General features: G+C 69.6%; 16 protein-coding genes and 3 pseudogenes. 8 read left to right on the top strand and 11 right to left on the bottom strand.

Features of this window, described 5'->3' with window-relative positions:
- The first annotated feature begins 254 nt into the window (after nucleotides 1-254).
- A complete protein-coding gene (locus ACFVX6_RS33225) occupies nucleotides 255-587 on the top strand; it encodes a DUF5133 domain-containing protein (RefSeq protein ID WP_389697813.1) in 333 nt (110 codons plus the stop codon).
- A 36-nt stretch (nucleotides 588-623) separates the two neighbouring features.
- Nucleotides 624-1,012, top strand: a pseudogene (locus ACFVX6_RS33220) (sensor histidine kinase); the annotation flags it as partial.
- 60 nt (nucleotides 1,013-1,072) lie between these two features.
- Here the strand turns inward: ACFVX6_RS33220 and ACFVX6_RS33215 are convergent.
- The 8 genes and pseudogenes from ACFVX6_RS33215 to ACFVX6_RS33180 all read right to left on the bottom strand — a co-directional run bounded on the left by ACFVX6_RS33215 (nucleotide 1,073) and on the right by ACFVX6_RS33180 (nucleotide 5,402).
- Nucleotides 1,073-1,387 carry a hypothetical protein gene (locus ACFVX6_RS33215; RefSeq protein ID WP_389697811.1) on the bottom strand — a complete coding sequence of 105 codons (315 nt, stop codon included), beginning with the start codon at nucleotides 1,385-1,387 and terminating at the stop codon, nucleotides 1,073-1,075.
- Nucleotides 1,388-1,397: 10 nt separating this feature from the next.
- Nucleotides 1,398-1,529: a hypothetical protein gene (locus tag ACFVX6_RS33210; RefSeq protein ID WP_389697809.1), complete on the bottom strand. Its 132-nt coding sequence runs from the start codon at nucleotides 1,527-1,529 to the stop codon at nucleotides 1,398-1,400.
- Nucleotides 1,526-1,993 (bottom strand): DUF3618 domain-containing protein, encoded by a 468-nt coding sequence (locus ACFVX6_RS33205; RefSeq protein ID WP_389697807.1) that lies wholly within the window; start codon nucleotides 1,991-1,993, stop codon nucleotides 1,526-1,528. The genes ACFVX6_RS33210 and ACFVX6_RS33205 overlap by 4 nt, the downstream gene beginning before the upstream one ends.
- A pseudogene (locus ACFVX6_RS33200) lies at nucleotides 1,990-2,243 on the bottom strand (phage holin family protein). The gene ACFVX6_RS33205 and the pseudogene ACFVX6_RS33200 overlap by 4 nt, the downstream one beginning before the upstream one ends.
- A gap of 561 nt (nucleotides 2,244-2,804) precedes the next feature.
- On the bottom strand, nucleotides 2,805-3,239 hold the full coding sequence (locus tag ACFVX6_RS33195; RefSeq protein WP_389697805.1) for a response regulator transcription factor: 435 nt from the start codon (nucleotides 3,237-3,239) through the stop codon (nucleotides 2,805-2,807).
- Entirely contained in the window at nucleotides 3,236-4,369 is a 1,134-nt protein-coding gene (locus tag ACFVX6_RS33190; RefSeq protein WP_389697803.1) for a PAS domain S-box protein, read from the bottom strand. Before ACFVX6_RS33190 ends, ACFVX6_RS33195 begins: the two co-directional genes overlap by 4 nt.
- Nucleotides 4,370-4,374: 5 nt before the next feature.
- The gene (locus ACFVX6_RS33185; protein WP_389697801.1) at nucleotides 4,375-5,058 is read right to left on the bottom strand and encodes a response regulator; all 684 of its coding nucleotides are present in this window, start codon (nucleotides 5,056-5,058) and stop codon (nucleotides 4,375-4,377) included.
- Nucleotides 5,058-5,402, bottom strand: coding sequence for an STAS domain-containing protein (locus tag ACFVX6_RS33180; RefSeq protein WP_389697799.1), 345 nt, complete (start codon nucleotides 5,400-5,402; stop codon nucleotides 5,058-5,060). Before ACFVX6_RS33180 ends, ACFVX6_RS33185 begins: the two co-directional genes overlap by 1 nt.
- A 457-nt stretch (nucleotides 5,403-5,859) precedes the next feature.
- Between ACFVX6_RS33180 and ACFVX6_RS33175 the strand changes: the two genes are divergently transcribed.
- Together ACFVX6_RS33175 and ACFVX6_RS33170 are read left to right on the top strand one after the other, a co-directional pair.
- The gene (locus tag ACFVX6_RS33175; RefSeq protein ID WP_389697797.1) at nucleotides 5,860-6,216 is read left to right on the top strand and encodes an ATP-binding protein; all 357 of its coding nucleotides are present in this window, start codon (nucleotides 5,860-5,862) and stop codon (nucleotides 6,214-6,216) included.
- A 280-nt stretch (nucleotides 6,217-6,496) separates the two neighbouring features.
- Nucleotides 6,497-6,685: a DUF6381 family protein gene (locus ACFVX6_RS33170; protein WP_389697795.1), complete on the top strand. Its 189-nt coding sequence runs from the start codon at nucleotides 6,497-6,499 to the stop codon at nucleotides 6,683-6,685.
- Between the two features lie 112 nt (nucleotides 6,686-6,797).
- Here ACFVX6_RS33170 and ACFVX6_RS33165 read toward each other — a convergent pair.
- Nucleotides 6,798-6,922 (bottom strand): annotated as a pseudogene (locus ACFVX6_RS33165) (glutamate synthase-related protein); the annotation flags it as partial.
- Between the two features lie 230 nt (nucleotides 6,923-7,152).
- Nucleotides 7,153-7,884, bottom strand: a complete 732-nt coding sequence (locus ACFVX6_RS33160) for a VOC family protein (protein WP_389697819.1) — start codon at nucleotides 7,882-7,884, stop codon at nucleotides 7,153-7,155.
- 244 nt (nucleotides 7,885-8,128) lie between these two features.
- Between ACFVX6_RS33160 and ACFVX6_RS33155 the strand changes: the two genes are divergently transcribed.
- The 3 genes from ACFVX6_RS33155 (at nucleotide 8,129) to ACFVX6_RS33145 (ending at nucleotide 10,176) form a co-directional block, all read left to right on the top strand.
- Entirely contained in the window at nucleotides 8,129-8,833 is a 705-nt protein-coding gene (locus ACFVX6_RS33155) for an LLM class flavin-dependent oxidoreductase (RefSeq protein WP_389697794.1), read from the top strand.
- 13 nt (nucleotides 8,834-8,846) lie between these two features.
- Nucleotides 8,847-9,515 carry an HAD family hydrolase gene (locus tag ACFVX6_RS33150; protein WP_389697793.1) on the top strand — a complete coding sequence of 223 codons (669 nt, stop codon included), beginning with the start codon at nucleotides 8,847-8,849 and terminating at the stop codon, nucleotides 9,513-9,515.
- A gap of 274 nt (nucleotides 9,516-9,789) precedes the next feature.
- Nucleotides 9,790-10,176 carry a hypothetical protein gene (locus ACFVX6_RS33145; RefSeq protein WP_389697792.1) on the top strand — a complete coding sequence of 129 codons (387 nt, stop codon included), beginning with the start codon at nucleotides 9,790-9,792 and terminating at the stop codon, nucleotides 10,174-10,176.
- Between the two features lie 224 nt (nucleotides 10,177-10,400).
- On the opposite strand, the gene ACFVX6_RS33140 is transcribed toward ACFVX6_RS33145, so the two are convergent.
- Nucleotides 10,401-10,805 carry an STAS domain-containing protein gene (locus ACFVX6_RS33140; RefSeq protein WP_389697790.1) on the bottom strand — a complete coding sequence of 135 codons (405 nt, stop codon included), beginning with the start codon at nucleotides 10,803-10,805 and terminating at the stop codon, nucleotides 10,401-10,403.
- 317 nt (nucleotides 10,806-11,122) lie between these two features.
- On the opposite strand from ACFVX6_RS33140, the gene ACFVX6_RS33135 reads away from it, so the two are divergent.
- Nucleotides 11,123-11,497, top strand: coding sequence for a VOC family protein (locus tag ACFVX6_RS33135; protein WP_389697788.1), 375 nt, complete (start codon nucleotides 11,123-11,125; stop codon nucleotides 11,495-11,497).
- The last annotated feature ends 33 nt before the right edge of the window (nucleotides 11,498-11,530 follow it).

Raw genomic sequence — 11,530 nt, 5'->3', positions numbered from 1 at the left:
CGCCTCTGCTGCGTCCCGCTCCGCTCACCTTGGCGATGGGAAGGCCTTCGCGGGAACTGCGGGGCGGGCGTCAAGGTGACGGCTCCCGCATCACCAGATCAGGGGATTCGCGGGGGTCCACGTCTGCAGCTCCACGGGGGTGATCGGCGAGGTGCTAGACGGCACCACCAACACTGCAACGAAGAAGCGCTCGGCGGATCCTGGAAAACACGGCCCAGGCCGGGGGGACCACTACCTGGGACCTCGCCCGGAACGTGATCGCGACCCGCGCGCACGCCCCGGCGGATCCGCTGCTCGAAGCCCTCCTCCGTGTGGAGATCGGACGGGCCCAGGTCCTGCCCGCCTCCACCACTCTCGGGCTACGGCCCCCGCCCCAGGTCCTGCGCGAACACCTCAGCCACCTACGGGCCGCCCGGTGCCGCAACTTGCCGCACCCCCACGACACCGCGCAACGCGCGGAACTCGACAACGCCGCCTATACCCTGTGCGTGCTCATGGGACAGCGCGACGCGTACGCCGTGCTCGTAGCCGCAGAGGAACACCTCGCGGCGCACCATCTGCCACCAGCCACCGCTGTCGGCCCCTGACAGCAGCCGTCCCGCCGGCCGGTCGGTCGAATGGGCCGGCGGGCTCCGGTCGCCGGCCTCGCCGCATGGGGCTCTGCGCGGTGAGTTACCAGGCGGCAGGGTTCGACGTGGCGGCCGTCGTGTTCCTCTTCGCGGTGCACGAGCCGCCATGCGGGCGGGACACCGCATCGTCACGGTGGCGGTGAGCGTGGCCGTGCTCGCGGCTCTCGCCTTTGCGGCCTTGGCCTCGGGCCTGCACAACACGGGCGAGGCGTTCGCGCAGGCCCGGGGCGCCCTCCAGATCGCCTGGCTCATCGCCGCTGCCGCGGTGCGGTGAAGCCCTCCGGCACGCCGAGCAGCGGGCCGGCGAAGCCGAACGCACCCGGGAGGAGACCACACGCCGCCGGGCCGACGAGGAGCGGCTGCGGCGCCTGCGCGCCGTCCACAGTGTGGCCCCTCAGGTCCGGCTCGGCGCGCCGGCTGAGGGCAGGGGGTGACGCCCGGTTCTAGCCGTGGCGGCGCCGGCCGTCGCGGTGTGGGTACAGGGAGGTGAGCTTGTTCCAGTACTGCTCAAGGTGTGCGTCGGCTTCCCGCAGGGCCGGGTCCAGGAACGAGGTGTGTAGTTCGGCCACGTGATGGTGGGCGGTGGCGTCGGCCGGTGGGGGCGCGGTGCGCCGCCAGGGAGCCCTGGCGGCGCTGGCTCCGTGGGTGTCGCGGGCCGCGCGGGTGGTCCACCAGCGGGCGAGCAGCACGGCGGTGGTCAAAGCGGCGGCAGTGAGGGCGTGCAGCCCGGGGTGCGCGGCCACGAGTTCCTCCATCATCTTTTTCGGACTACACGGGCCGGTCGGCTCCGGTCGTGAGGGCGAGGCCGACGCCTCCTTGAGGAGGAGCGTCGGAAATCATGCCGCTCGTGGCGTCGTGTTGCAGTCCGACCGGCTTGTAGGTGGTCTTGGATGCTTTCACCTCCTCCTGCGACTGCGACGCAGGAGCAGGAAGACGGCGAAGGCGGCAGCTGTGGCAAGCAGGGGAGCGCGGTTGGCCTTCGCGGTGGTCGCGGCCGACTCGGCCTTCTCGCGCAGTGGGTCCGGGATCTTCTCGGCCGCGAGCTGTCCGGCCCGGGCCGCAGCGTCGCGGACCTGCGTCGCGGCATGGGCCGCCTTGTCGAGGACCGGATCGGGCGTCTTGTCCTTGACCAACTGGGCGGCCTGCGCCGCCTCGTCCCGGATCTGGTCGCTCACCAGGGTGGCCTTCTCGGAGGCCTGCTCCTTGACCTCGGCTGCCTTCTCCTTGGCCTGCGCTTTGACGTCGCCCTTGGCCGCCAGCGCCTCCACGGTCTGGCCGAGTTCGTTGCGGGTGTGCTCGACGTGCGCGCGTAGCTCCTCGGTGGTGGGCGCGGACTCCTTGCCGCCGTGGGAAGGGGTGTTCATCGGTGTGCTGCCTCCTTGATCTTGGCCCCGTCGGCCTTGACGCTGTCGGTGGCCTGCTCCGGTGCTGGGGCGCCCACCAGGGCCTGCGCGGCCAGGAAACCCCGACCAGGCCGGCCCCGCCGAGCAGGCTGCCGCCCACACCGCAGCGTTTGCCCTTCTGCGTCATCTCCGCCCGAGCCGGCTGCATCTCCTCGCGAACCGGCTCCGAGATCTGCTGCGACGCCCGTCCAACGAGGACACCCACCCTCATGGCGCTTACCCCGTAAGGAACCAGTCACCCCCTGGGAGTGTGGTCATTGCACGCAGCGCACCAGGAAGCGGGGTGCTTCCTGAATGAGGGCAGCTGCGGCCAGGGGCTTGCTCGCTGGATGATGTGCTGTTCCCGGACGTCGATGTGCGGTGAGAGGCCGCGGAGTTCACTGTGCTGCCGTGTGCACCTTGCTGCTGGACGAACGCGCCTACTGGAGCTGCTGGTTCCTCCGACGGTGCCGGAGCGAGCCCCGCGGGTTCACGGCGTCGTACCTCCGAGACCTTTGCAGCCAAGGAGGTGGCGCCCGACGCTGTGGAAGTCGCGGACTGGTGGCACCAACTCCAGAATCTCGCCGCCGCAGCGGAGAAGACCTGCCACCAGCACCGCGCCTGCCTGCGCTAACGCTCCGTGGTTTGTGACAGCGAAAATGGGCCGATGCAGGCCGGCGTCGCTGAGAACGACCCGGTTGGGGATTTCCCGGCGTCGTGTGCGCGGGGAGACGTCCTGGACAGGTTCCTCTTGGCCCGCGCCGATTCCCTGGTGGATTGCCGCCCGGCGGTGTTACCTACCGGGCGTCTCTTCGGCCGCGAAGGCATGGTGGGCAAGGGCCTGGTCTCCCAGGGTCCGGATCTCGTCCAGCAGCCGGGCGTTGGTGATGCCCTTGACGAGATATCCCGCGACTCCGGCAGCAGCCATCTCATTGCGCGGGCCCTGGTCGCCGTAGGCGGAGAACGCCACGACGCGTACGCCGGGGACGCTGTGGATGATCTGCCGGGCGGTGTACGGGCCACCGCCGGGGAAACGCACGTCGAGTACTACGACGTGCGGGCGGTGGGCGCAGGCGAGAGCGATCGCCTGGTCGGCATCGGCCGCACTGCCGACCAGGGTGAGGTCGCGCTGGGCGCGGACGACGTCGGCCAGGGCCGCCCGAAGCGTGTCGTTGTCGTCGCAGATCAACACCCGCAGGCGGTGCGGGGGCGCGGCGGGCTGAGTCATGAGGGCCTTTGGGGGGCGGTGTGGGAGTCGTAGCTCTTGGTGGGAGCTCCGGGAAGTGGCTCGTCCAGAGCGGCGGTGGGCAGGTCAGGCACCCAGAACTCCACGGTGGTGCCGGTGCCCGGCTCGCTGCGCAAGGTCCACCAGCCGCCAGCGGTCTCGGCCCGCTCGCGCATCTCGATCAGCCCGAAGTGTTCGTTCAGGCGGCGGGTGATCGCGACCTGCCCGGTGCCGTCGTCGACGACCCGCACGAGCAGGCCTTGATTCTCGGTGGTGACGCTGACGCGCACCGTGCGCGCGCGGGCGTGCTTGCGTACGTTGAGCAGGGCCTCCTGCACGATGCGGAAGATGGTGATCGCGGTCTCGGGGGCCGGCTCGTTGGCCACGGCGTGCTCGATGGACGCCTTGAGGCCCCAGCTGCCGATAACGACGTCGTTGAGGTGCTGCGACAAGGACTCGATCAGCCCGTGCCGGTCGATGCCCGGCGGCTGGAGGCGAAAGGTGAGATTGCGCAGGCGGCCCACCGCCTCGCGTACCGACGCGTCGAGCTCGGAGAGTTCGCGGGTATGCGGCTCCCCGGCTCGTTCGGCCAGGAGCTGCAGCCGCATGCCGACCGCGACCATGGCCTGGATGGAGTCGTCGTGCACGTCCCAGGCGATACGGCGGCGTTCCAGCTCTTGTGCTTGTACCAGGTGGGCGAAGAGGCGGCGGCGTTCGGTGAGCGCCTGCTCCGCGGCACGGCGCTCGGTCATGTCGCGGGTGACCTTGCCGAAGCCGCGCAGTTCGCCGGTTGCGTCGAACAGGGGGGTGATCACCACGTTGGCCCAGAAGCGGGACCCGTCCTTGCGGATACGCCAGCCTTCGTCCTCCAGCCGACCCTCCTGGATGGCTGCTTCCAGCTCCCAGTGGGGTTTGCGGGCGGCGATGTCCTCGGGCGGGTAAAAGACGGAGAAGTGCTTGCCGATGATGTCCGTGGCGCTGTAACCCTTGATGCGTTCGGCACCAGCGTTCCAGGTGGACACATGTCCCTGGGGGTCGAGCATGAAGATGCCGTAGTCCAGGACGCTGCTGACCAGCAAGGTGAACGCGGTCTCCGTCGGGGCCAGGGGGCCGCTGCCTTCGGCGGTGCTCACTCCACTCATCGCAGCAGGCCCTCGCGACGGGCCACGGCCACCGCTTCCAATTGTGAGCGGGCACCGAGCTTCTCCAGGATGCGCTGTACGTGATTCCTGGCGGTGTTGACAGCCACGCCGAGCCGCTGGCTGATCTCGGCGGCGCCCAGCCCCTCGCCCAACAGGCTGAGAGTCTCCCGCTCGCGCGGGGTGAGCCTAGCGCCCACATCGGCGGTCCGACCGGTCAGCCGATCCAATGCCTCGCCGAGCAGACCCTCACTGAAAGCCACGTCACCTGAGGCCACCCGGCGCACGCCGTCCTGCAGTTCGCGCAGGTTACCGATTTTGAGGATGAGTCCCGATCCGCCGGCTTCGGCTACGCGGGCGGCCACGGCCGGGCTCGCTTCCCCCGTCAGCACCAGCACCCGGGTGCCGGGGGCCGCAGCCCTGAGAGGGCCGATCGCGTCGATCCCGTCACCGTCGGGCAGACGCCGGTCCAGCACCACCACGGCAGGACGCAGTTGCGCGGCATCGATCAGCGCGGCCTGGACCGACAGACTGCGGCCGACCACCTCTAGGTCGTCGGTGTGGTCCATCGCGAGCCGGATCGCCTCGGCCACCATGTCGTGGTCCTCGACCAGCAGAATGCTGATACGACCGCTGTCGGTGCGTGGGACGGCGCCCAGCGCGCTGTGGGGACTCGACGGCATCACACGGTCCTCGGGGGTAGACGCGGCACGGTGTCGGCGAACCATGTGTCGACGCCCGCCAGGGAGAACAGTCGAGCCACCTGCGTGCGGGTGCCCACCACGCACAGCTCGCTGCCCACCCTACCGGCCGTCGCTTGGGCCTCCAGCAGCACGTTCAATCCCGCGCAGTCGCAAAAATGCAGGCCCTTTAGGTCGAGCACGACACGGCCCGGCCTCCGCGCGAAGCAGTCGGCGAGCGCGGTACGCAACTGTGCGGTGCCGTCCAGATCCAGCGCACCGATCAGCTGTAGAGCGCATGCATCGGCATCGAGCACGGTAGTGACCGCGAATACCGGACCCGTCACGGTCGACCCCCTCCTACGACAATCTTGCCTGGGTAACGGACATCATTAGAGCGTAGTGAATTTGCACTAGAAGCAGTACCCGCTCCGGGCTGATGGGTGTCATCAGGGGCGGAGGAATCACCGCAAAAGCTCGAAAGGACCAGTGGGTCGCACCAATGGATCAGCGCAACGGTGCACGGGGAAGCGCCACTTGGGCGGGGTTCGAGCGAAGCGCCGGCCCTGTGAGGGCAGGACGATGCGAATGCCTGAACGGCGTGAAGGCGATGGGTATCCTGTCTCAGGGAGCTGACGCGGCCAGGGCCGGCAGCGCGGCGGGCCGCGGGGCGCCGCGGTTGGCACAGTGGTCAACGGCAGCGGTCGTCACCTGATGGGTGAGGCACACGGTGCAGGGGAGAGGGGAGTTGCGATGGAACTCCCGAGGGTCACGGATCACGACGTCCGCCCGAAGCAGGTGTGCATGAACTTCGACGGCGCCCAGGGCTGCATCGCCGCAGCGCGAGATGCCACCTCCGCGTTGCTGAAAGATCAGGTCCCGCCCGGTCATCCCACCTTTCACGACGACGTCCTACTGGTCGTCTCCGAACTGGTGACGAACGCCGTCCGCCATGCCCCCGGCCCCCTGATCTTTCGCCTGACCCTGCTTCGGGACCGGATCGAGATCACCGTGCAGGACACGGACCACAGAACTCCTGCCCCCCGTCCCCCCGACCTGGACGGCGGTCGCGGATGGCCCATCATCCAGAGCCTTGCCTGCGATGTGCAGGTATTCCTCCACCCCGAGGGGAAAACCGTCAGCGCGCAACTGGCCTGGTAACCGCGCACCGCCCTGCGTCGGGTCCACCTGCCATGCCAATCGGTCCGGGTCCGCACAGGGCACTGATCCCGTCTGCCTGATGAAGGTGAACCGGTCCGGGGCACCCACCGGCGAGCCCGCCGCCACCTCCACTGAGAGCGGGGGAGCGCGTCGGGCGGGTGACGTCCTGCACTCGGTCTGTGCTGCGGTGATGGCGGTGGGTAACCGTTCAGGATGCGAGGCGGTGGAGGTCCTGTTTCGCTGGTGGCATCCACTCTCCCCCCAGATCTCAGGAGTGATCATGAGCGTTGCAGGCGAGTCCGGTAGCCGCGCCCAGCAGATGCGTGACCAGGCGCAGAAGTTCGAGAAGGCGGCGGAGCGGGCCACTGACCCGGCGGAGCGCCAGCGGCTGAAGGACAGGGCCCAACGGATCCTGGATCAGAGCAAGAAGGAGAGCGACCGGGGCAGCGGGGACATCGACCCCATGTGACCGCTCTACACCTGTACCGGCCGGCGACTACCCACGCGATCTTCTGTGCGCGAGGGAGCGCCGGCCGGTGTTTTGCGTCCAAGCGCTCACCGTACGACCGGTGGTGACGATCCCCCACGGGACACGTATTGGTGGGGCAGCGCTGTGCGCCTGGATGCACCCGAGAGCGAGCACCATGGCGCGGGCGGCATTGGTTTGGTCGGCTCCCTGCAGCAGGCGTTTGACGAGGTCGCTGCCCGCGCCGTCGACGTCGGTGACAAGGCGCGTCCTTCGGATAGCACTCGCGATAGGGGAGTCTGTGCCCAGCATGAGAAGGGCATCGCCCTGGTCGAGGGCGTGGGCGGCGGCCGGATTACCGATCAGGCCGGTCTGGCCCACCTGGAACGTGTTGTCGTCTTGGTCGCAGCCGGCTCGGGTCGTCGACGCCCATCGCGGCCATGCTCTGAAGGGCGCGCACTGGGCCAGTTCTACGTGTCCTGAGGCGCCACCACGGTGAAGAGCGCTCCCTCGGGATCGGAGAGAACCATCCACCTGCTCGTGATGGAGGTCTGTACGGGAGAGGCGGCTCCGGCGCCGAGACCAGTGGCGGCCTCGATCGCGGCCTCGAGGTCGGGCACGTGGAAGTGGACGTGCCAGCGGGGGCGTACCTCGGGGTCCGGGGCTGCTTCGAGTGCGCCGCCGCTGATGTGGGCGACGGTGTCGTGGCCGTGGCGCAGGACGACGTGGTCGTGTTCGTAGGAGACGGTGCAACTGCCGGGTCGCTGGCTGTCCCAGTCGAGCACTTCTCCGTAGAAGATGGCGGCGGCGAACGCGTCCCGGGTCCGCAGTTCCAGCCAGGCCGGGGCGCTTCCCCGGCCCATCGACCAGTCGGGGACGGCCTCGCCGTGCCAGAAACCGAAGACGGCCCCCGCGGGGTCCGCTGCCAGGGCGGCCCGTCCGGTGCCGAAGGCCAGGGGGCCGACCGCCATGGTCGCGCCGCGTTCACGGATCCGTGCGGCCGTCGCGTCGGCGTCCTCGACGGCAAAATACGGCGTCCACACCGCAGGCACGCCGAGACTCCCGGTGAGTGCGCCGATGCCCGCAACGGGGGCTCCATTGCGGAAGGCAACGATGATGCCGTCCCCGAGATGGGTGGGACGGAAATCCCAGCCCAGTACGGCACCGTAGAACCGCTGGGCGGAATCGAGATCCCGGGCCAGGAGGCTGACCCAGCACGGGGTGCCGGGGATCTCACGGCTCGATGTCGACACAGTTGCCGGCCTCATCGGTTGCTCACGCGGGGGACGGGACCCTTCCCACAGTAGACCGGACGACGGCGACGGGCAGGCTCCGCCGCGTCCCGGCCGTGTCGACGGCGGCGGGCGGATCGTCTGAGGGCGGCGGGGTGGGGTAGTCGCCGCGGTAGGGGGTTTCCGAGGGTGCGATAGCGGCAAGGCGCCCTTCATGGTACGAATCGGATACACGATGATGACCGAGCAGGCCGGCCCCCGCGAGCTGGTGTCCCACGTGGTGAGGGCGGAGAACGCCGGATTCGACTTCTCCGTCATCTCAGACCACTCCTTCCCCTGGCTGGAGTCGCAGGGGCATGCGCCCTACGCGTGGAGCGTCCTGGGCGCGGCCGCGCAGGCGACCTCCCGGATCCCGCTCATGACGTACGTGACCTGCCCGACGTTCCGCTACCACCCGGCGGTCGTCGCCCAGAAGGCCGCGACCATGCAGATCCTGTCCCAGGGCAGGTTCCGGCTCGGGCTGGGCTCGGGCGAGAACCTGAAGCTGACCGCGTTCGGCGCGTACGGCGGCTCCGGCAAGCCGCGGATCGGGCAGGTTCCCGTCTGCTATGACCCCGACCGCGATGCAGCGGTGGCCCGTGCCCACGACCAGTTCCGCTGGTCGCTCGCCGGCTGGAAGGCCAACGCCGAACTCCCCGGCCCCGCCGCCTTCGAGCAGGCCGCACAGCACACGCGGCCCGACGACGTGGCCGCGGCGGTCGCGTGCGGCGACGACGTGGACGCCTTCGTCGCAGCGGTCCGCCCGTACGCGGAGGCGGGCTTCACCGAGGTCGCCCTCATCCAGATAGGCGGCGAACACCAGACGCCGTTCCTGGAGTGGGCAGAGACGAAACTGCTGCCCGCCCTGCGAGACCTGTGAGGATGCGATCGTCATGGACCGCGCTGCTCTCTTCGATGTCGACGGCACCCTGACCGACACCAACCACCTCCACATCACCTCCTGGTGGGAAGCCCTGCGCCAGGCCGGGCACCACGTGCCCATGCACGCCGTCCACCGGGCGATCGGCCTGCCCGGGGAAGACCTCCTCGACCATCTCCTGGGCGAGGACCGGGACCACTCCGGCGACGCCCGGCTAAGCGCCGCCCACGACACCCTGTACGCCACGTACTTCGACCGGCTCCCCGCCTTCGAATCGACCGCGGAACTGCTCGGCGCACTGTCGAAGGCAGGGTGGAAGGTCCTGCTCGTCACCTCGGCGACCGACCGGGAACTCAAGGCTCTGCGGCAGGCCATCGGCGCGGAGGACGCCATTACCGACACCGCGACATCCGATGACGTCGAGGAAGGCAAGCCCGCGCCGGACCCTGTCCAGCACGCCCTCGAACTGGCGGAGGTGCCGTCCGGGCGTGCGGTGTTCGTCGGTGACTCCGTCTGGGACATGAAGGCGGCCGGCCGGGCCGGGGTGCCCGCCGTCGGCCTGCTGTGCGGTGGAATTCCCGGTGACGACCTCGAAGAGGCCGGTGCGGTCGCCGTCTACCGCGACCCGGCTGATCTCCTGGCCGGCCTAGATGACAGCCCGTTCTCCCGGGTACCTACCTGAAAGTCCCTGCGGCGTCAGCGGCATGATCGCCGCGAGGCGTTCGAAGGAGGCCTGGAAGCTGATCTACGGGGAGGGCGACGCTTCCGAAACTACCGACGTGGGGCGCTGGGGCGCGCGGGATGTGCACGTGACCCCGTGATCGTCTTCGGGACGATGGACGACAAGGAGCCGCTTCGCCGCCCGGCCGTGTCGGTGATCACCTCCATGGTCCAGGTTCCTGCAACCCCATGCCGCCAGGGTGTCTGGTAGGGGCTAATCGGGGCAGGCGGTGGGCATGAACGAATCGGTTGCGAACGTGTCCAGTACCTACTACGTCACCGTCCGAGGAGAGCGCTTCACCTGCGGTGAAGTGACGGGTCTGGGTCCCCAAGGGGACCTTGGGCTGCCCGGTCAGGTGCTCACGCTCACCCTGGACGACTGCGTCCTCACCGACGCGCCGGGGGCACAGGAATGGGCCCTGTCCACCGAGGCTCCCGCCGAGCCGTGCAACGTCAAGATCGAGGAGATGAGGGCGGGTTCGGTGGCCCCGCTCACCACGTGGTACCTCACAGACGCCCGGCCGGACTCGATCACCGACCAGAGCACGACGGCGACCAGCCACGAAACGCGGATCGGCCGACTCACGATGCACGCCGCGAAGATCTCTCCGGACACGCCATAGGCCCTGGTAGGCCACGTGCCCGCCCAGCGCACCATGAGCGGCCACAGCAGCCCGCACACCGCCCGGCCGGCATCCGCGTCTTCCTTGCCGAGCCCGGGGCTTGAGAACGCGGAGGACGTGGACCTCAGCGACCCCGACCCCGACCCCGAGCCCGACTTCGTGGAGTGGCGAGGCGCCGGCCCCGAGGAGTGGAAACGTTCGTGTGAGGAACGGACCGGGCCTTGCTAGACGCCGGACAGCCATCCGGCACCGAAGTCCGAGAGGTCCCGTGCGCGCTGCGCCCGCTCTTCGATCAGCCGCCGAAAGCCGGCCACGGCGTACCGCTCGCCGGTCGCCGAGCCGCGCCCGCGGATGCCCGCCACATCAGCCAAGAACTGCTGGGGCTGGGGCTGCCAGCCGACAACCAGGACACGCAGGCCCAGACTCTCCGCCCGCCGGTGCAGGGCAAGGAGATGGAGCAGGCCGTCGGTGTCCAGGGACTTCGCGCCGTGTACGTCGACCATGAGGTCCCGCTCGTCGGCGGTGACGCCGTCCAGCGCCCGCTCGAGCGCCGCGCCCGCCTCCTTGTCGAGCGCCCCGGTGACGCTGACCAGTACCGTGCCGTGACGCTGGACGTTCGTGGTGATCAATGCGCTCTCCTTCCGCCCGGGGCGCCGATGCCTTCGGGCCTCCCCATCCTGGGGCTGCGTTCCCCCGGACGGGTGCGAGGCTCGCTGGCGTTCCGATAGGAAGTTGGACAGCTGAGGCTTCGGGTTTGAGACGGGTGGCGCGCCTGAGGGGAGGCGCAGGCGACGAGCACACGATGATTCGGGCCGCCCACGGTGACCGGGCAAGGCAGGCCACCCCCACCGTGGTGCGGGCGGCCCATTGCGAGGCCGGCATTGGTCCCCGCGCCCAGGGTGCGGTGCGGACGCATGGGACGCCATGCCGTGGGCAGCGGTGAGGGATGACGACGATGCTCGGTGCTTTTGTTTTCGGTACTCCCGATCCACCTGCGTTGGCCGACTTCTACCGGGTCCTGCTGGGGTGGGAAGAGGTCGAGCGTGAGCCGCAGTGGGTCCGCCTGCGGGACCCGGAGCGGGAGCGCCCAGGTCTCAGCTTCCAGCTGGAGACCGACCACACGCCTCCGGTGTGGCCCCCGCTCCCCGGCACGCAGCAGATGCAGGCGCACCTGGACATCCAGGTCGACGACTTGGAGGGGGAGACCAAGCGGGCCCTCGCTCTGGGCGCGACGGCGGAGGAGCACCAGCCTCAAGAGGGCGTGCGCGTCCTGCGTGACCCGCACGGTCACCCGTTCTGCCTCTTCCTTCCCGGCGCCTGACCGACCCGCAACGGACGGGGAATGGAAGCAGCC

Origin of the sequence: Streptomyces sp. NPDC058289, assembly GCF_042880975.1 — a bacterium.
Taxonomy (GTDB): Bacteria; Actinomycetota; Actinomycetes; order Streptomycetales; family Streptomycetaceae; genus Streptomyces; species Streptomyces stoeckheimensis.
The sequence above is the reverse complement of the archived record's forward strand: the minus strand, read 5'-3'. Positions and strand labels throughout refer to the sequence as shown.

What these genes read in the sequence shown, in the direction of transcription:
- ACFVX6_RS33175 (WP_389697797.1), top strand. Translation starts at nt 5,860, where the DNA reads ATGAACTTCGACGGCGCCCAGGGCTGCATCGCCGCAGCGCGAGATGCC.
- ACFVX6_RS33215 (WP_389697811.1), bottom strand. Translation starts at nt 1,387, where the DNA reads ATGATGGAGGAACTCGTGGCCGCGCACCCCGGGCTGCACGCCCTCACT.
- ACFVX6_RS33205 (WP_389697807.1), bottom strand. Translation starts at nt 1,993, where the DNA reads ATGAACACCCCTTCCCACGGCGGCAAGGAGTCCGCGCCCACCACCGAG.
- ACFVX6_RS33185 (WP_389697801.1), bottom strand. Translation starts at nt 5,058, where the DNA reads ATGCCGTCGAGTCCCCACAGCGCGCTGGGCGCCGTCCCACGCACCGAC.
- ACFVX6_RS33145 (WP_389697792.1), top strand. Translation starts at nt 9,790, where the DNA reads ATGAACGAATCGGTTGCGAACGTGTCCAGTACCTACTACGTCACCGTC.
- ACFVX6_RS33150 (WP_389697793.1), top strand. Translation starts at nt 8,847, where the DNA reads ATGGACCGCGCTGCTCTCTTCGATGTCGACGGCACCCTGACCGACACC.
- ACFVX6_RS33170 (WP_389697795.1), top strand. Translation starts at nt 6,497, where the DNA reads ATGAGCGTTGCAGGCGAGTCCGGTAGCCGCGCCCAGCAGATGCGTGAC.
- ACFVX6_RS33135 (WP_389697788.1), top strand. Translation starts at nt 11,123, where the DNA reads ATGACGACGATGCTCGGTGCTTTTGTTTTCGGTACTCCCGATCCACCT.
- ACFVX6_RS33195 (WP_389697805.1), bottom strand. Translation starts at nt 3,239, where the DNA reads ATGACTCAGCCCGCCGCGCCCCCGCACCGCCTGCGGGTGTTGATCTGC.
- ACFVX6_RS33155 (WP_389697794.1), top strand. Translation starts at nt 8,129, where the DNA reads ATGGTACGAATCGGATACACGATGATGACCGAGCAGGCCGGCCCCCGC.